This window comes from Shumkonia mesophila (assembly GCF_026163695.1).
Taxonomy (GTDB): Bacteria; Pseudomonadota; Alphaproteobacteria; order Rhodospirillales; family Shumkoniaceae; genus Shumkonia; species Shumkonia mesophila.
On record NZ_JAOTID010000003.1, the window covers coordinates 198,506 to 216,488 of the forward strand.

General features: G+C 66.0%; 13 protein-coding genes. 5 read left to right on the top strand and 8 right to left on the bottom strand.

The window, feature by feature from the left end:
• Positions 1-179: 179 nt before the first annotated feature.
• Genes ODR01_RS07445 through ODR01_RS07480 form a run of 8 tightly spaced genes read right to left on the bottom strand, consistent with a single transcriptional unit; the run spans position 180 to position 10,417 of the window.
• Complete coding sequence (locus ODR01_RS07445) at positions 180-767, bottom strand: nucleotidyltransferase family protein (RefSeq protein ID WP_316977000.1); 588 nt, start codon at positions 765-767, stop codon at positions 180-182.
• Entirely contained in the window at positions 764-1,774 is a 1,011-nt protein-coding gene (locus ODR01_RS07450; RefSeq protein ID WP_316977001.1) for an XdhC family protein, read from the bottom strand. Before ODR01_RS07450 ends, ODR01_RS07445 begins: the two co-directional genes overlap by 4 nt.
• 14 nt (positions 1,775-1,788) lie before the next feature.
• On the bottom strand, positions 1,789-2,973 hold the full coding sequence (locus ODR01_RS07455; protein ID WP_316977002.1) for an amidohydrolase family protein: 1,185 nt from the start codon (positions 2,971-2,973) through the stop codon (positions 1,789-1,791).
• The gene (gene xdh, locus ODR01_RS07460; RefSeq protein WP_316977003.1) at positions 2,970-5,609 is read right to left on the bottom strand and encodes a selenium-dependent xanthine dehydrogenase; all 2,640 of its coding nucleotides are present in this window, start codon (positions 5,607-5,609) and stop codon (positions 2,970-2,972) included. The genes ODR01_RS07455 and xdh overlap by 4 nt, the downstream gene beginning before the upstream one ends.
• Positions 5,610-5,663: 54 nt before the next feature.
• The gene (locus ODR01_RS07465) at positions 5,664-7,703 is read right to left on the bottom strand and encodes a hypothetical protein (protein ID WP_316977004.1); all 2,040 of its coding nucleotides are present in this window, start codon (positions 7,701-7,703) and stop codon (positions 5,664-5,666) included.
• Positions 7,704-7,757: 54 nt separating this feature from the next.
• Positions 7,758-8,531, bottom strand: a complete 774-nt coding sequence (locus tag ODR01_RS07470) for an ABC transporter permease (protein ID WP_316977005.1) — start codon at positions 8,529-8,531, stop codon at positions 7,758-7,760.
• 21 nt (positions 8,532-8,552) lie between these two features.
• Positions 8,553-9,338 (bottom strand): ABC transporter ATP-binding protein, encoded by a 786-nt coding sequence (locus tag ODR01_RS07475; RefSeq protein ID WP_316977006.1) that lies wholly within the window; start codon positions 9,336-9,338, stop codon positions 8,553-8,555.
• Positions 9,339-9,388: 50 nt separating this feature from the next.
• On the bottom strand, positions 9,389-10,417 hold the full coding sequence (locus ODR01_RS07480; RefSeq protein WP_316977007.1) for an ABC transporter substrate-binding protein: 1,029 nt from the start codon (positions 10,415-10,417) through the stop codon (positions 9,389-9,391).
• Positions 10,418-11,404: 987 nt separating this feature from the next.
• On the opposite strand from ODR01_RS07480, the gene ODR01_RS07485 reads away from it, so the two are divergent.
• From ODR01_RS07485 to ODR01_RS07505, 5 genes are all read left to right on the top strand, one after another.
• Positions 11,405-13,348 carry an FTR1 family iron permease gene (locus ODR01_RS07485; RefSeq protein ID WP_316977008.1) on the top strand — a complete coding sequence of 648 codons (1,944 nt, stop codon included), beginning with the start codon at positions 11,405-11,407 and terminating at the stop codon, positions 13,346-13,348.
• Positions 13,349-13,424: 76 nt separating this feature from the next.
• Positions 13,425-13,961 carry an iron transporter gene (locus ODR01_RS07490; RefSeq protein WP_316977009.1) on the top strand — a complete coding sequence of 179 codons (537 nt, stop codon included), beginning with the start codon at positions 13,425-13,427 and terminating at the stop codon, positions 13,959-13,961.
• Positions 13,962-14,062: 101 nt separating this feature from the next.
• Complete coding sequence (locus tag ODR01_RS07495; protein ID WP_316977010.1) at positions 14,063-15,511, top strand: Fe-S-containing protein; 1,449 nt, start codon at positions 14,063-14,065, stop codon at positions 15,509-15,511.
• A gap of 15 nt (positions 15,512-15,526) precedes the next feature.
• The gene (locus ODR01_RS07500) at positions 15,527-16,819 is read left to right on the top strand and encodes an ABC transporter permease (RefSeq protein ID WP_316977011.1); all 1,293 of its coding nucleotides are present in this window, start codon (positions 15,527-15,529) and stop codon (positions 16,817-16,819) included.
• Positions 16,806-17,978 carry an ABC transporter permease gene (locus tag ODR01_RS07505; RefSeq protein WP_316977012.1) on the top strand — a complete coding sequence of 391 codons (1,173 nt, stop codon included), beginning with the start codon at positions 16,806-16,808 and terminating at the stop codon, positions 17,976-17,978. The genes ODR01_RS07500 and ODR01_RS07505 overlap by 14 nt, the downstream gene beginning before the upstream one ends.
• Positions 17,979-17,983 lie beyond the last annotated feature (5 nt).

The following is a 17,983-nucleotide window of genomic DNA, read 5'->3' on the forward strand; positions in this document are numbered from 1 at the left end:
GGCGGCGATGGCGGAGGTCTCCTTGCTCGGAATGAATTACGATTTAGGAGAATACAATGATTATTATAATTAATCAAGAACGTTTGCGGCCGTCACGGAATTTCGGCCCGATATTGTATGAGGCCAAGTCGCACCGCGCCCTGCCAGGCCTGAGGTTGCACGAGAAGAAATAGCGACGATCAGCGGTTCCGTCGCCGGTAGGCGAGCCACGATTCGGCGGTGTCCAGGTCGGTGAGCACCGCATCGTCGTCCATCGGAACCTCGCGCACGAGATCGGAGTGTTTCGCGATCAGGCCGCGCGCGCCGATGTCGCCCGTGAGCGCCTGCATCTCGGGAAACAACGGGCGGCCCAGCAGCACCGGATTGCCGCGCCTGCCGTGGCGGGTCGGCACGCAGATCGCCCGGCCGTTGGCGGGGAAGGCGGCGACGATGCGGGATAGATGGGCGGCGGAAACGTCCGGCATGTCGCCCAGGCAAACCAGAACGCCCAGGGCTTCGACCGGCAGGACGGCCATTCCGGCCTTCAGGGAACCCGCCAACCCGGCGGCGAAATCGGGGTTGTGAGCAAAGGTCAGCGGCCTTCCCTCAAGGGCCGCCTGCACGCGGTGGGCCTCATGCCCGGTCACGACGACGACCGGCGCAAGCCCGGCCCCCAGCGCCGCATCCGCCACCCGGGCGACGAGCGGGCGGCCGTCGATCTCGATCAACAGCTTGTTCTCGCCCATGCGTGTGGCCATGCCGGCGGCCAGGATGACCGCCGCGATCATGGCCGATCCCGTCTCCGGCCGTGACGGGTGGCGACGATTTCGGCGACGATGGAAACCGCGATCTCGCCCGCCGACCGGCCGCCCAAGTCCAATCCGACGGGCCCGGCGATGCGGGCCAGTTGGTCGGGCGCAAAGCCCGCTTCCGCCAAGCGCTCCACGCGCCGTTCATGATTACGGCGACTGCCCAGCGCACCGATGTAGAAGGCTGGCGAGCGCAGGGCGGCCGCCAGGGCGGGATCGTCGATCTTGGGATCGTGGGTCAGCGCGACCACGGCCGTATGCGGGCCGGGAGGCATGGCGGCCAGGGCCTCGTCCGGCCATGTCGTGACCACCCGTGTGTGCGGGAAGCGGCTTTCGGTGGCGAAGGCGCTACGGGGGTCGATGACGGCGACCGAAAAGCCCGCCAGTTCGGCCATCGGTGCCAGGGCTTGGGCGATGTGTACCGCGCCGACGACATAGAGCGCCCACGGCGGGCCGTACGAGCGGACGAAAAGGCCTTCTGCAAGGCCGCTGCGGTCCTCCGCCAGCATGAGTCGGACAGCCGCCGCCGTTTCCGGGGACAGCGGCAGGTCGCCGCCGATCTCCTCGGCCGTGACCAGGGCCTGAAGGCCGTTTCCCAGATCGCTGACCGCCGCCACCGGGCATTGCCGGCGGCGGAAATCTTGCAGGGCGTCGAAACAATCCCGCTTCATCCCCAGAGGCTCGACGTGGACGCGGATGGTCCCGCCGCAGGCCAAGCCGACGTCCCACGCCTTCTGATCGCTGACTCCGAATTCCAAGGTCCGGGGCAGCCCCTTGGCGAGAACCTCCAGTGCCCCGGTGACGACGGCCCCCTCGACGCATCCGCCCGAAACCGACCCCGCGAAGGCTCCATTGGCGGCGACGGCCAAATGGCTGCCGATGGGGCGGGGGGCCGAGCCCCAGGTCTCGATCACCGTCGCCAAGGCGACACCCGCCCCTTCCGTCAACCAGGCCTGGGCGGTGTCCAATACGGCGTCGTCGTCCATACGCCCATCCCCGTTCAAAGAACGGCCATGCGGTCCCACAAGCGCGTGGCCTGTTGGCGGGCCTCGGCCTCGATGGCACCGATGTCATCCCGGGCCAGTTTGCCGTCGCGGACGACCACGTGGCCGTCGATTACGACCTGCCTCACCCGCCCATCTTCACGAACGACCACATCGCCGGGCGCACCCGGTTGCAGTCCGGAAGCGGTGAAGCCGAAACGCTCGGCAATCAGGGTTTGCCCCGCCGCCAACCGCCCAGTGGCGCCGGTATCGCCGTGGCGTTCGGCCAGCCGGAAAAGGACGCGCTCCTCCTCTTCCATGTCGGCGTTCCAGCCGTCGGTGCCCAGGGCGACATGGCGACTAGAGGCCAGGGACGAGGCATAGCCGACGCCGTTGCCTTCGTTCGAGCGGGGGTTTTGCACCAGCCAGCAGCTGGCGGCCTCGGCCGCCTTCACCTGATCGGGGCTCAGGTGCACGCCATGCGCCAGGATCGAGCCCGGAACCAGAGCGTCCAGCGCCATCAGGCGCTCCAGGGGACCGTCGAACCCCCGCGAACGGGCGTCCTCGACATCGGATCGGGCCTCGGCAACGTGGATGTGCAGCACCGTTCCCAACCAACGCGCCAGATTGCCCGCCTCGCGGATGGTTTCGTCGGAAACCGTGAAGCTGGCGTGCAGGCCGACCAGCCCGCGGATCAGCGGCGTGGCGGCGATCCGCCCGCATTCGGCCAGTCCCCGGCGGGCTTCGTCCCGCCCGCCATTGCGCTCCGTCGCGCCGTAGCAGAGCAACGCCCGCATCCCCAGGTCTTCGCAGGCCTCGGCCAGGATGGCCATCGGACCTTCGATGAACCGGGGCGATTCATGGTGGTCGACCAGGGCGGTCGTTCCGGCCAGCAGGGCATGGGCCACATAGTCGCGGGCGGCGGCGCGCAGGGCCTCGGCGTCGAGTGCGCGATCCAACCGCCACCACACCCGCTCCAGGATCTCAAGGAAACCCTCGGGCGCGGGATCGGCGGGCGGCATGCCATAGGGCGCGAGGCCGCTATAGAGATGCGTATGGGCGCAAACATGGCCTGCCGCGATCTCCCCATCCGGACAGGCCAACGCGGGGGCGCCGGGGGAGGGGCGCCCGGCGATACGGCCCTCCGCGATGGCGACTGTCCGGCCGTGGCGGTCGGGGCCGATGGTGAGCGAGCCGCTCAATGCCACTGGTCCCGGTCACTGTCGGGAATGCGCCCGACATTGAGGGCCTTGGCGGCCGGCGAGTCCTTCATCGGCAGGCGGGTACGGCGGATGCCATCGAAGGCTTCCAAGGCACCGGCCACCGCCCCCGCGGTTGGCACCAGGCCGATCTCGCCGACGCCCTTGGCGCCAAAAGGCCCTTCCGGCTCCGGGTCCTCGACCAGGATGACCTCGACCTTCGGCATGTCGCTCGCCCTGAGGACGCCGATCTCGCGCAGGTTGAAGGTGACGGGCATCCCGTTCTTGCAGGGCAGTTCCTCGGTCAGCGCGTAACCCAGCCCCATGTGCACCGCGCCCTCGATCTGGGCCTCGCACTGCTGCGGGTTGATGGCGCGCCCGACGTCGTGGGCGGCGACGATGCGATCCACCCTTCCGACGGCGTCCAGGATGGCGACGTGGGTGGCCCAGCCGAAGGCGGTGTGGGTCTTGATCTTGCCGTTCTTCATCTGGCCGGGGGCGGTGGTGTCGTCGATCAGGATGTCGCCGGCGTAGACGGTGCCGATGAGCTTGTCGAGGGTCAGACCCCTGTCGAGGTCGGCCCGCAGCTTCTTCGCGGCCTCGGCCGTGGCGCGCCCGGCCAGCAGGGTGGCGCGCGAGCCGGTGGTCTGGCCGACGCCGACCTCGAAGCGGCTGTTGACCTTCGGACGGAAGCAGGACGACGGCAGTCCGGTCACCTCGGCGGCGCACTGGGTCATGATGGTGAGCAGGCCCTGGCCCATTTCGGTGAAGCCGATGAAGAGGGACACCGTGCCGTCCGCCTCAACCTCCAGCCGGCACTTGCCGGTTTCCAGGGCGCCGTTGCCGATACCGGAATTCTTCACCGCGCAGGCGATGCCGACCGCCCGGCCTTCGGCGCGGGCCGCGTAATAGGCGTCCTTGACGGCCTCGAGCGTCTTGCCGATGCCGACTGACTTTTCCAGGATCTGGCCGGAGCTGAACACGTCGCCGACATGCACGATGTTGCGCCAGCGCATTTCCCAACCGTCGAGACCGACCTTGGCGGCCAGCCCGTCCAGGCATCCCTCGATGGCGAAATTGGTCTGATTGACGCCGAAGCCGCGCATCGCCCCGCACGGCGGGTTGTTGGTGTAGGCGGCCACCGAGTGGATCTGGATGGCTGGAATTCGGTAGGGACCGCAGGCGTGGCCGGCGGCCCGCTCCAGCACCTTGTCGCCGACCGAGGCATAGGCCCCCGAATCGCCCAGCAGGTCGATCTTGGCGGCAGTCAGCCGGCCCTTGGCATCGCAGCCCACGGTGTAGCGCATGGTGATGGGATGGCGCTTGGGATGCATGCGGATGGATTCCTCGCGGCTGAGCGACAGCCGCACCGGTCGGCCGGTCATGCGGGCGAGCAGGGCCGTCTGCGCCTGGATGCTCATGTCCTCCTTGCCGCCGAAGGCGCCGCCGTTGGGGACCAGTTCGACGAACAGCTTCTCTTCCGGCTCGCCCAGCACCGAGGCCACCTGCTGGCGGTCGTCGAAAATGCCCTGGCCCTGGCTGTAGAGGTGCAGCCGGCCGTCGGGTAGCGGCACCGCCAGCGCGGTTTCGGTTTCGAGGAACAAGTGCTCGATGCGCTGGGTCTGCCAGGTACCGGAAACGACGTGGGCGGAGACGGCGAGCGCCGCGTCGACGTCGCTGCGCTCGATCCATGTTTCGCCCAGCCGGTTGACATGCTTGGGATTGACCTGCGGCGCATCGGGCTTCAGCGCCTCGACGGGATCGAGGACCGGGGGCAGGGGTTCGTAGTCGACTTCGACCAGGGCTGCCGCCTGGCGGGCGATGGCGGGGCTTTCGGCGGCTATGGCGGCGACGACGTCGCCGACGTAGCGCGCTTCCTCGCCCTCGGCAACGAAGACCGGCCAGTCGCGGAAGATCAGCCCCACCCAGCGATCGCCGGGAACGTCTTTGGCTGTGGCCACCGCGGCGACGCCCGCCAACGCCTTGGCTCTGGCGGTGTCGATGCGCCGGATGCGGGCGCGGGCGTGAGGCGACAGTACGACGCACGCGTAAAGCATGCCGGGCACGTCGATGTCGGCGACGAAGGGCCGGGTGCCCAGGGTCAGTTCGGCGCCCTGGTAACGTTTCACGCGCGCTCCCACGCCGCCGTCGTCAATCGGCCTTGGCAACGTGCCGCCATGCTTCGCGTCGTGGATCATCTCCACCGCGTCGATAATCTTCACATAGCCGGTGCACCGGCACAGATGGCCGTCCAAGGCCTCGGCGATCTCCTTGCGGGACACCTTGGCGTCCTGGTCGGTCAGGTGCTTGATGCGCAGCACCAGCCCCGGCGTGCAGAACCCGCATTGAAGGCCGGCGGCGGCCTGGAAGGCGTCGGCGTAGAGTTGGCGTTCGGCATCGGAAACCCCTTCCAGGGTGGTGACCGATTTGCCTTTGGCCGCCCGCGCCGGGATCGTGCAGGTCTTGCGCGGCTTGCCGTCGATCAGCGCCAGACAGCAGCCGCATTGCCCCTGGGGCGAACAGGCGTCCTTGAGCGACTTGATCTTGCAGGTTTCGCGCAGAACCTCGAGGAGGGACTGGCGGGGTTCGACCTCGACCTGGCGTTCTTTGCCGTTGAGAAGAAGGGTGATCGTTTCCATGCCGTCCATCGTGTCGAGGTTGGAATAGGAGGCCGTTGTCGTCCGGCCGGTTGGTCAGGGCAGGGCCGCGCTGACGTAGTTCACGGCGGTTTCCTCGGTCACCGCCCGGCCCAGTCCCGCCATGATCCGTATCCGGGCCAGATCGACCGGGCCGCCGGTCCGTCCCTTGGCGCTGCCCGCCGGGTCGGCGGGATCGAGGGTCAGGTCGGTGCCGTCATCACGATAGCGTAGCGTGCCATCGTCGAGGCTGTCCAATGTCACGACGGCGCCGGCCAGCCGGCCATGGATGCGGATTCCCCCATCCATGGCCTCGATGAAGAAGCCGTCCCGCGCCGGTGCCGCCGACCACGCCGCCAGGCTGCCGAAAAACAGCGGCTTCAAGGCATAAGGGGCGCCGTCTTCGGGGCAGATGACGTCGCAGTTGCCGCATTCGTTGCAGGCGTCGGCGAAGATGCCGATCTGATGCGGCCGGGTGATGGGCAGGCTGCCGGTGGTTTCGCACTTCCAGCCGCCGTCTCCCGGGATCAGGCGGGCCAGGGGAACGGGTTCGCGGGGCAGGGCGAAGCGGAAGATGGCGTCGTTGGGGCAGACGGAAACGCAGCGGTCGCAGGTCTGGCAATCGAACAGGCCCAAGGGAACGCCGGTTTTCTTCGGCGGCGTGTCGGTTTGGTTCGCCCCGTAGCGCGGATCGTCGAGGACCCGCCGGCAATAGGCCCGCGTATTCAATAGGCGGACTGCCGAAACCCAGGCGTCGAAATCCGGTCCGGCCGCAGTGCGGGGATCACCGCCTTCGACGAGGGAGGCGCGGCAAGCGGCCTCGCGCTCTGGGGAAAGGCGCAATGTCGAGAGCGCCGCCTCGGCCTCTCCGAACGCCTTGAGGACGAAAGTATCGATGTCGCGGGCGTCCAGCGCCGCCATGCGCTTGATCAGAGTCTTGAGATAGGCCGATCCTCGGCCGTATCCGCCGTTCTTCAGAAGATCGCTGCACACCGTCACCGGCTTCAGGCCGAGCGCCACGGCGTCGGCGAAGTTGGCGGCGTCGATCCCGGCCGAGAACGAGATCGGGAAGCGGTCGCCGAACGCCTCGCGGAAGCGTCCGATCAGCGTTATCGCCAGCACGTGCAGCGGCGCCCCGGACAGGTACATCTCCTTGGCGTCCGCCGGGAAAAAGCGCTTGTGGTTGCGCACCAGCAGCGTGTTGGTGAACTTGACGCCGAAACCGCGCCCGAGGCCGTCGGCCAATGTTTCCAGCCGGTCGACGAAGCCCTGGACCTGGTCCCAGTTGGCATCCTTGGCGAAGGCCTTTTCGGGAACCTCGATGTCGGTGTAGCCGAGCCGATCATGAAGGATGGCCTTGAGGTCCGCTTGGCCCAACAGGGTCGGGTTGAGTTTGACGACGACGTTCAATCCGACGTCGCGGAGCAGGAATTCGGCGATCCCTTCGATTTCCTCGGGCGGGCAGCCGTGGAAGGTGGAAAGGGTCACGGTGTCCGACAGGCGCGTCGGGTAGGGCAGGTCGCGGAGATGGGCGTAGGGGGCGGGGATTTGTTGGCGCAAGCGCTCGATGGTCTCCCGCGCATCCAGCATGCCGTTCATGAACGCCCGCACCTTGGGCGAGCGGATGCCGGCCAGATCGTAGCCGACGCTCATGTCGAGAACGGTGTCCGGGAAACCGGGCGCCAGCCCCGCCGCCTTGGCCATCTCGATCAGCATCGCTGCCTTGGCGTATTCCTCCAGGGACTGTTCGAGGCGAAGCTCCTGCGACCATTCGATGTTGTAGCCGACCGTCTCCATGTCGATGCACGGGCGGAAGACGGTCAGATCGTCCAGGATCTGCACGGTCTTCAGTTCGATGACCCGGCCTCCGGCAAGCCAGGACAGAAGGATGTTCTGGGCGAGCTGAGTATGGGGACCGGCCGCCGGGCCGAACGGGGTCGCGGCGCGGTGTCCGTGGACCGGGATTCCCAGATCGAAGGCGGTATCACCCTTGAAGAACTGCCAGCGCGGCAGGTCGTAGACGGCCTTCTTTCTTTCCAGCTCGCGAAACAGCCGGGTGATGAGAACGGGAAGGGGGATGGGGATCAATTCGACCATGGCCAGCCTCTAGGGGATAGGTGTGCCGACTTTTCGGCTGGTCGGCAACCCCTATCAGGCGGATCGGGCCCCGCGAACCGCCCACCGCGTCGAGCGCTGCTCGACGACCGAGAAGATTCCGTACATGGCGATGCCCATGGCGGCGATCACCAGCAATCCGGCGAACACCAGCGGGATGTTGAACTTCGAGCTGGCGGACATCATCAGATAGCCCATGCCGACGTTCGAGGCCACTGTCTCGCTCATCACCGAGCCGACGAAGGCCAGCGTCACGGCGACCTTAAGCGAGGTGAAGAAGTAGGGAAGCGAGCGCGGGAATCCGACCTTGATCAGGATATCGAGGCGCGAGGCGCCGAGCGAGCGCAACACGTCTCTCAGTTCCGGCTCGAGGGTGGCCAGGCCGGTCGCGACGTTGGCCACGATAGGGAAGAACGAGATGAGGAAGGCGGTGAGGACGGCGGGGATGGTGCCGATGCCGAACCACATGACCAGCACGGGAACGACGGCGATCTTGGGCACGCTGTTGAAGCCGATGAGGATCGGATTGGCCGCCGAATAGATCATCTGCGAGGAGCCGACGGCGGCGCCCATGACGACGCCGAACGCCACCGCGATGATGAAGCCGCCCATGGTCGTCAGCATGGTCTGCACGGCGTGCATCCAGATGGCCTCGCGGAACTGCCAGATGGCGACGAAACTCGCCGACGGCGTCGGCAGGATGTATTCGGGGACGCTGAACAGCCGGACGGCCAGCTCCCAGAACACGAACAGGCCGATCGAGGCGATCCACGGCGAGGAGGCGGCGTTAAACTTGGATTTCCCGTTCATTTATTTGGTGGTCTTCCCGGTTCACATGGCGCGGACGGTGCGGATGTGGCCCTTCAAATGGTGAACCATATCGCCGAATTCCGGCTGGAAGGTCATGTCCTGGGTACGGGGCCGCGGCAAGGGGTTCTCGTAGCGAACCAGGATGCGTCCCGGCCGCGTGCTCATGACGTAGATGGTGTCCGCCAGATAGACCGCCTCGCGCAGGTCGTGGGTCACCAGGAGAGTGGTGAACGGCCGCTCCATCCAAAGCTTCTGCAGGATGTCCCAAAGCTCTTCGCGGGTGAAGGCGTCAAGCGCGCCGAACGGCTCGTCCAGCAGCAGCAGATCCGGCTCGTGGATCAGGGCCCGGCAGAGGCTGGCCCGCTGCTGCATGCCGCCGGACAGCTCCCACGGAAACTTTTTTTCGAATCCGCCCAGCCCGACGTCGGCCAACAGGCGTATCGCCATGTCCTCGAACGTCTTGCGCTGGGTGCGCATTTTGGACCGGTGGGGCTGAACGATTTCCAGCGGCAGCAGTACGTTGGCGAGCGTCGAGCGCCACGGCAGCAGGGTCGAGTTCTGGAAGGCCATGCCGCAAATCTTCAACGGCCCGGAGACCTCGTGACCATCGACGATCACGGTGCCTTCGGTGGCGGGGATGAGCCCGGAGACCAACTTGAGAAGGGAGGACTTGCCGCAGCCCGACGGCCCAACGACCGCGATGAACTCGCCATTGGCGATCTTCATGTCGGTCTGCTCTAGGGCGAGGCCCTCCCCTTCCTGGTAGCGCAGTTTGACTCGGTCGAGTTCTACGAACGCGTGACTCACTGGTTGGCCTTTGTGGTCAAGTTGGTCTCCTGGGCTCGGTACCCTTGTGCCTACTGCAGCATCCGGTCGGCTTTGTCGGGCATTGCGACGTCCGTGAAGATGTCATCGACGGTGGGAACGGAGGCCAGCTTGAAGGCGACGACCAACTGGTCGATGGCCTTCGCCATGCGGTCCTTCTTGATCGGGCCCATGCCGTTTTCCTTGACCTCGGCCGTCACCACGCTGGCCTTCATCGCCAGGTTCAGGCGTTCCAGTTCGATTTCGGGGTTGATCAGCGGGTCACGTTTTTTCAGGGCATCGATGGCTGCCTTCGGGTCCTTGATCGAGTCGCGAAAACCCTTGATGACGGCCTTGGCAAAGCCCTTCAACAGGGCGGGCTTGTCCTTGGTCAGGGCGGGCGACGCGATCAGGCCGTTGCCATAGAAGGCCATGCCGAAATCGACGTACTGGAAAACCGTCAGATCCTCGAGCTTGACGCCCTGGCTCTTCAGATTGAGCAGGCTGGTGAAATAGAAGCCCGAAATGGCGTCGACCTGGCCGCGCATCAGCATCGGCTCGCGCAGCGGCGGGTCCATCGATTCCCACTTGATCTTGGAAGCGTCGATGCCCGTCGCCTGTGCAAAGGCCGGGAACAGCTTGCGCGGCGCGTCGAACACCGGCGCCCCAAGGGTCTTTCCTTCCAGGTCCTTCGGCGTTTTGATGCCGGACTTCTTCAGTGTGAACAGCGAAAACGGCGGTTCGTTGTAGATGACGAAGAACGACTTCAGGTTCCGGCCGGGGTTCTGGACGTTGAACTCGACCAGTGAATTCAGGTCGGCCATGGCGATGTCGTAGGCGCCGCTGGCGACGCGGGTCACCGCGCCGGCCGAACCGTTGCCGGTGTCGATGGTGACGTCGATGCCTTCGGCGGCGAAATACCCCTTGTCCTGGGCCAGCAGGAACGGGCCGGCCGGGCCTTCGTACTTCCAGTCGAGGGTGAACTTGATCTTTTCGGCCGCCAGCGTCGTCCCGGCAACCAGCGAAACGCCGCATGCCACGCCGAGCGCCAGCACTACCTTCTGCACGGATATCTCACGCATCCGGAACTCCTCTTTTTTTAACCGCCCCCTTTTCGGGCTCCCTGCCAGGCGGCAAACGCAGGTCAGACAAATCTCTAGCCGACGCCGAGGATCGCAACTTTTGTGCCAGGGCCCCGTTGCGGGACGGCTTCCCAGGCTTGGGCTACGGAAATGCTCACTTGGTCATCTATTGTACTCTATTATTATTCTATTGTGGACCGCGGTTCTCGCAATCAGCCTAAATCGAAGGCGTATTCTGCACGACGAATAGGCATTTCAAAAACACTTTGCCCACCGAACAGCCAAAACGAAGACGTTTTCTTGTGGAAAACTTTCCCTCCCCCGAGGCATCTCTCTGCGGGGTGGCAAGTGGATTGTCGAGGGGAATTGGTGACGGCGGCAATGCAAGAGGGGTTGCGCCATGGCGTCGGCGTCGTTCGGCTCGACGCCCCGATGTCTCTCCCCAATGTGTCGAGAAGGGCCCTTGGGGGCATTACTATTGAATTATTCTAAATCTAAAGTAGAGGAAGAAATTGCCACATCATCGGCAAGGTTGCAGGGAAAAATGACCGGCCGTGCCACCGGATAGGCCGTGACCTGTTCCCATGTTTTCCCGATAGATCACCATAACGAATTGATAAATAATATTTTTTGCGCACGCAAGGCGTCAGAATCGGACGCCGTCAATCGTAGGTATGCAGTCCTTCGCTATCGGATTTAAATGCCATAGGAATCTTATGGTTTTCGCTTGACTCGAAAATGATTCGCATTACCATTCGCGCCATTGGATCGGCTCCCGTTGGGTGAGCCGCCGCGGGGCATCGGCCGATGTCCCGTATTGGCTGCGAGATGGGGTTGGCGTCGCGGAGCGTCAGCGAAAGACGGTCGGGGTGCATCCGTTTTCCGTCAACGGTGGCTCTTTGCCCCACGCTTGGCTCCCTCCCGCCGTGAGATGTGACCGTCGTCCCCGGTCGACCGGGGCAGCAGGACAGGAAGGGACCACCGCCCATGATCAGCCCGACGCTCGCCGCACGCGTGGCGGCCCTGTTGGTCCTGGTTTCGACCTTGGCGTGGTCGCCCTTGGCGATGGCCGCGCGGGATTTCCAGGACATGGCCGCCCGCATCGAGGCTCTTCTGACCGAAGCCGCCCAGCGATATGCCGCCGGCGATGCCGAGACCGCCAAGACCAACGTCCAGAAGGCCTATTTCGAGGTCTTCGAGAACATGGAGGGGCCGATCCGCATCAACCTTTCGGCCAAGAAGAGCTACGAACTGGAGGCGGAGTTCGGCGCCATCCGCAAGCGGATCATCGAGGGCGCGCCCGCCGACGAGGTCACCGCGCGCATCAACACCCAGATCGCCGAAGTCCGCGCCGTGGTGCCGGTCATTTCCTCCGGCCACCGGCTGACCGCCGAACCGGCGGCGAACGCGCCGGACGTATCGGCGGCCCCCGAGGTCAAGTCGAGCCGGATCGAGCCTCACTGGGTCACGGTAGTGGACGGCATCGGCAGGACCATTGCCGAGGCCGCCGCAGCCTACGAGGCGGGCGAAGTCGACAAGGCCCGCGAGATGATCACCCGGGCGCAGTTCGACGGCTACAAGAATTCACTGCTGGAAACGGCGGTGCGCCGCCATGTCTCGCAGCGCCAGGACATAGAATACAACGCCGAGTTCCAGCGCATCGCCGATCTGGTCAAATCGGGCCGTCCGGCCCGCATGGTGCGGGCCTCGGGCGAGGTGCTGGTTGCCGACATGAAGGGCAACCTGCCGGGGTTGCCGCTGGTCGGCGCGCTGGCCGAGCGGGCCGCCGCCAAGCCGGAACTGCCGGCCGCCGACTGGCGCACCGTCGCCGACGGCGTCATGGGCGCGATGAATGAGGCCGCGGCCCTTTATAGGGGCGGCGCGGTGGATCGCGCCGTCGGCCGCGTCCAGGACACCTATTTCGACGTCTTCGAGGCCTCCGGCATGGAGGCCCAGATCGGTGCCCGCGACGCCGCCTTCAAGACGAGGCTGGAAGGCCACTTCAACCGCGTCATGGGGCGCATGCAAGGCGGTGCCGGGGAGGCCGAGATCAAGGTCGACCTGGCGGCGATGGCTGCCGATTTCGACGTCGCGGTCGCCACCCTGGGCACGGGCGCGGATTCGCCGGTCGCGCTGTTCCTCTATGCGCTGCTGATTATTCTGCGCGAGGGGTTCGAGGCGATCCTCATCGTCACCGCGCTCATTGCGTACCTCGTCAAGACCGGCAACCGCGACAAACTGAGGGTCATCTACAACAGCGTGATCGTGGCGCTCCTGGCCAGCGTGGTGACGGCGGTGCTGGTGAAGTGGGTGTTCCAGGTTTCGGCGGCCAGCCAGGAAGTGCTGGAAGGAGCGACCATGCTGGTTGCCACCGTCGTACTGTTCTCGATGAGCTACTGGGTGATCTCCAAAGCTGAGGCCGAAAGATGGGTCGCCTATCTCAAGGAAACGGTCGGCCGCTCGCTTTCCTCGGGCTCGCTCAAGGCCCTGTGGTTCGCCAGCTTCCTGGCGGTCTTCCGCGAGGGGGCGGAAACCGTGCTGTTCTATCAGGCCCTCACCATCGGCGCCGACGCGCCGGGGCTGGTTGCCATTGCCGGCGGCTTCGTGCTGGGCTTTGCCGGGCTGGCGGTGATTTACCTGCTGATGCGGCTGGGCGCCATGCGGCTGCCGATCCGGCCATTCTTCATGGTCACCGGCGTGCTGCTTTACGCCATGGCCTTCGTCTTCGCCGGCAAGGGCGTCATGGAACTGGTCGAGGGCAACGTCATCGAGCCCACCCTGATCGCCTGGGTTCCCGAGATCCAGTTCCTGGGCGTATTCCCGTACTGGCAGACCCTGGTCCCGCAGATCGCCCTCGTGCTCGCGGCGCTGGTGGCCTTTGCCCTGCTGATGAAGCAACGCGGCCAGATCGCTGTGGCCCGGAGCGAATGACTTCCCATGCGGCCGGGGGAGGGACGGCAACCGTCCGAGTAACGGCCATCGACAATCCACACGAGGAGAGAAACACATGAGCAGGTTTTCCACGGCCGCGGCGGCGGCGTTGTTGGCGGGGGCGGTTTCCTTCGGCGCCATGGCGGCCGACGACGAGTTCAAGGAATTTCCGATCGGTGAGGCCAAGACCCTGAACACACTGGAGGTGGCGGCGGTCTATCTGTCGCCGATCGACATGGAGCCGCGCGGCATCGACTTGCCGGCCTCGCAGGCCGACCTCCACCTGGAAGCCGATATCCACGCTCTGGAAGGCAACCCGAACGGCTTCGGAGCCGGCGAATGGGTGCCGTACCTGACGGTTTCCTACCGCCTGGAGAACCAGGATACCGGCAAGGTGCTGACCGGCAACCTGATGCCGATGGTGGCCGTCGATGGGCCCCATTACGGGTCGAACATCAAGATGCCGGGGGCGGGCAACTACAAGCTGACCTACCACATCGACGCCCCGTCGCGCCAAGGCTTCGGCCGCCATACCGACAAGGCCAGCGGCGTCGGCCAGTGGTTCCAGCCCTTCGATGTCGACTACGACTTCAAGTACGTGCCGCTGAAGTAAGCGGACGGTTTCAGGATGTTTTCAGTCGGTCTCCGGGGGTGAAGCCCCGGGGACCGGCCCCCTCTTTCAAGGGGGCGTCAGCGGAGAGAAGCGGAAGGCCAATGGTCGCGTATCTGGTCGACATGATCCATGCATTCGGGCCGCTCGCCGTCGTCTACGGGCTGGTCCTCGCCCTGCGGCCGGAGGCGCCGTCCAAGGCTTTCGCGCGGATCGCCGTCGGGCTGTTGGCAGCCGGACTGGTCTTGGGCGCCGGGGCATACCAGATCGCTCACGCCCAGGGCTTCGCAACCGCCACCCGCACGGCCGTGCATCTGGCGGGCTTGGCGGCCATGGCACTGGCCCTGATCGGGCTGGCGACGAGATCATTAGGCGCCGGGCGCGGAGCCATCGCCTTCACCATCGCCGGGCCGCTGCTGGTCTTGGTGATGGCGGCGCGCTCGGCCTTCGTGTTCGCCCGCGGCATCGCGGATCGCAGCCTTTCGGCCGCCTCGGTACTCAATACCGAACTGATCCTCAACCTGACTGCCCTTTTCGTGGGCACGCTGGCTGTCGCCGGGCTCGCTGTCCTGGTCTTGCAGGCGGGGCGCCAGGCGAGCCGGACGGGGGCTTGGGTGCTGGCGGCCGTGCTGGTCGCCGAGGCCGGAGTGTCGGCGGCGACGGCCCTGCTGGGCCTGCTCCAGCTTCAGACCATCGAGGTGACCGCTACCCGCGTCTCCTTCGTCGCCCAGGCGGGCGAGGCAGCGCCGTGGGCGATTTACGGCGAACTGGTCCTGGTCGGCCTGCTGGCGGTCGCGGCCTTTGCCGGGGACGGACGGTCGGAGGTTCCATTGCCCCGCGCGGTGGAACGCCGCCAGGTCCGCGCCCGCGTGCTCAGCCGGCGGCGCTGGTTGACCGGGGCGGTGGCGACGGCCAGCTTCTTGACCGTCGCGCTGCTCTATCACGATCTCTACGCCTCGCTGCCGCCCAGTCTGTCGCCGGCCCAGCCGGTGCAGCCGGATGGGGAAGGACTGGTGCGCATCCCCGTCGACGCGGTGAAGGACGGCAAGCTTTATCGCTACGCCTACGTCACCTCGGATGGCCATCGGGTGCGCTTCTTCCTGATCAACCGCTACGACGTCGCCCACGCCAAGATCGGCGTCGTCTACGACGCCTGCATGATCTGCGGCGACGACGGCTACATCCAGGTCGGCAACGAGATCATCTGTATCGCCTGCAACGTGCGCATCTTCGTGCCATCGATCGGCAAGCCGGGGGGGTGCAACCCCATCCCGCTGGACCACACGGTGGAGGGCGGCGTCATCACCATTGCCGCCGCCGACCTCGACAAGGGCGCCAAGTACTTCTCCGAGGTGGTCGAGATCGAGGTCACCGACCCGGTGACCGGCAAGCGTCTGATCAACCTCAAAGCGCCGTTCCAGTACGAGTTCAAGGGCAGGATGTTCTTCTTCGAGGACCGCGACTCCTACGAGCGCTTCAGGAAGGCGCCCGAGGACTTCGCGGGCAACGTCGAGGGGCGCTATTTCCGCGTCCAGGGCCACCGGGACAGCTAGGGAGAGGGCGGGGCGATGTTCTTTCGCATTCTGAGACAGTCCTTCTTCGAGGGGCGCAAGCGCAAGATCCTGGCGGCCATAACGGTCGCCCTGGCGGCGACGCTGATTACCGCGCTGCTCGACCTCTCGGTCGACGTCGGCGACAAGATGGCCCGCGAGATGAAATCCTACGGCGCCAACATCCGGGTGGTGCCGAAAAGCGAGACGGTGGCGCTCGAGGTCGGCGGCATCGACTACAATCCGCTGAAGGGCCGCGACTATCTGGACGAAAGCGACCTGCCGCTGATCAAGGACATCTTCTGGCGCAACAACATCGTCGGCCTGGCTCCCTTCCTGAGGACGTCGGTGGAGGCCGAGAGCAGGGCGGGGCAGGCCATCCCCCTGATCGGCACCTACTTCGATAAAAGCCTGCCTTTGCCCGACGACGACACCTACCGCACCGGAGTGACCGCCACCAATGCCTTCTGGGCCATAGAAGGCGCTTGGCCGGACGACACGAAGCCCGAGGAGGTGCTGCTCGGCCGCTCGCTGGCCCGCGCCCTGAACTTGGCGCCCGGCGCCACCTTGCGGGTGCACGGCGCCGACGGCGGCTGGATCGGGCTTCACGTCACCGGCCTGCTGTCCACAGGCGGGGCCGAGGACGACGCCATCGTCGCGCCACTCGCCCTCGCCCAGCGGCTGACCGGGCTCTCCGGCCGCGTGCAGGCGGTCGAGGTGAGCGCCCTTACCGTGCCCGAAAACGAGCTTTCCAATCGCGCCCGGCGCGACACCGAAGCCCTTTCGACGGCCGAATACGACGTCTGGTACTGCACCGCCTACGTCAGCGCCATCGCCCACCAGATCGAGGAGGCCGTCGTCAACGCTTCGGCCCGGCCCATCTGGCAGGTGGCGGCCGGCGAGGGCGCCATCATCGGCAAGATCCAGCTTCTGATGCTGGTGGTCACCCTGGCGGCCTTCGTGTCGGCGGCCATGGGGGTTTCCTCGCTGATGAACGCGACGATCATGGAACGGGCCCGCGAGATCGGTCTGATGAAGGCGCTGGGCGCCGCCACCTGGGAAATCCACATGCTGTTCCTGGGCGAGGCGGTGATCGTCGGCGTCATCGGCGGGCTGATCGGCTGCGCGCTCGGCACCGGGTTGTCCCAGGCGGTCGGCCTGATGGTCTTCGGGTCCACCGTTTCCATCCCATGGATCGGGGTGCCGGTGGTGGTCTTTCTGTCGGCCGTCACCGCCTTGGCCGGCTCGATCATCCCATCCCGGGCAATTGCCCGGCTGCTGCCGGTGGAGGTGCTCTATGGCCGTCGCTGAGAAGCCCGCCCGCAGGGGTAGGCGCGGCTCGATGTTCGCGACCCTGCTCATCAAGGCACTGCTCCGGCGCGGCGGCCGCGCCGGGGTGGCTGCCGCCTCCATCGTGGTGGGGGCCGCCGTGGTCGCCGCCCTGATGAGCCTTTATCTCGACATCTCGATCAAGATGAGCGAGGAGCTTCGAGCCTTCGGTGCCAACTTCTACGTCGGCCCGGCCGCCGCTGGGGGCGAACGCGGCATCGCCGAGGACACCTACGGGGCCGTGCTGGGCGAGATCCCCAAGGACCGGCTGGTCGGCGCCAGTCCGCTGCTCTATGGCATCGTGCGCCTCGACCTCGGTCCGGCGGTGATAGCCGGCGTCGATTTTCGCGGCTTGCGCCAGATCTCGCCTTACTGGCAGGTCGAGGGAAGCTGGGTCGGCGTTGCCTTCGACGAACGCAACTGCATGATCGGCCGCCAACTGGCCGAGAGCATGGAACTCAAGGTCGGCGACACGGTTACCGTCATCAACCGCGAGCGCGATATGCAGACGCGCCTCACCGTCAAGGGAATCGTCGATACCGGCGCAGCCGAGGACGAGCAGATGTTCGTCAACCTGGGCCTCGCCCAGAAACTTCTCGACCTGCCGGGCCGGGTCGATTTTGCCATGCTGAGCCTGATCGCCCAGGGGCCGGAAGCCGACGCCATGGCGGCCCGCATCAACGCCGCCGTCCTCGGCGTCGAGGCCAAGCCGATTCGCAAGATCTCGCAGTCCGACGGCCAGATCCTCGATAAGATCGAGGGGCTGATGGCGCTGGTCGCCTTGACCATCCTCGTCATCACCACGCTCTGCGTCAACGCGACGCTGAGCGCCATGGTTGCCGAGCGGACGCCGGAGATCGGCCTGCAAAAGGCCCTGGGCGCCGAAAACCGCGCCATCGTCGCCCAATTCCTGGCCGAGACCGCGCTGATCTGCGTGGCCGCGGTGGCGGTCGGGCTGATTTTAGGCTTTGGGCTGGCCCAGGTGCTGGGCCAGGCGGTCTTTAATGCCTGGGTCACCTTCCGCCCGGCGGTGGTGCCGCTGACGCTGATCGTTTCGCTGGCCGCCGCCCTGGTCGCGGCGATTCTGCCGGTCAGGGGCGCCATCGGCGTGGTGCCCGCCCGTGTCTTGAAAGGGGAATGACGTGA

Coding starts and splice junctions, on each gene's coding strand:
- ODR01_RS07495 (WP_316977010.1), top strand. CDS start 14,063: ATGGTCGCGTATCTGGTCGACATGATCCATGCATTCGGGCCGCTCGCC.
- ODR01_RS07500 (WP_316977011.1), top strand. CDS start 15,527: ATGTTCTTTCGCATTCTGAGACAGTCCTTCTTCGAGGGGCGCAAGCGC.
- ODR01_RS07490 (WP_316977009.1), top strand. CDS start 13,425: ATGAGCAGGTTTTCCACGGCCGCGGCGGCGGCGTTGTTGGCGGGGGCG.
- ODR01_RS07480 (WP_316977007.1), bottom strand. CDS start 10,417: ATGCGTGAGATATCCGTGCAGAAGGTAGTGCTGGCGCTCGGCGTGGCA.
- ODR01_RS07505 (WP_316977012.1), top strand. CDS start 16,806: ATGGCCGTCGCTGAGAAGCCCGCCCGCAGGGGTAGGCGCGGCTCGATG.
- ODR01_RS07445 (WP_316977000.1), bottom strand. CDS start 767: ATGATCGCGGCGGTCATCCTGGCCGCCGGCATGGCCACACGCATGGGC.
- ODR01_RS07465 (WP_316977004.1), bottom strand. CDS start 7,703: ATGGTCGAATTGATCCCCATCCCCCTTCCCGTTCTCATCACCCGGCTG.
- ODR01_RS07470 (WP_316977005.1), bottom strand. CDS start 8,531: ATGAACGGGAAATCCAAGTTTAACGCCGCCTCCTCGCCGTGGATCGCC.
- xdh (WP_316977003.1), bottom strand. CDS start 5,609: ATGGAAACGATCACCCTTCTTCTCAACGGCAAAGAACGCCAGGTCGAG.
- ODR01_RS07450 (WP_316977001.1), bottom strand. CDS start 1,774: ATGGACGACGACGCCGTATTGGACACCGCCCAGGCCTGGTTGACGGAA.
- ODR01_RS07485 (WP_316977008.1), top strand. CDS start 11,405: ATGATCAGCCCGACGCTCGCCGCACGCGTGGCGGCCCTGTTGGTCCTG.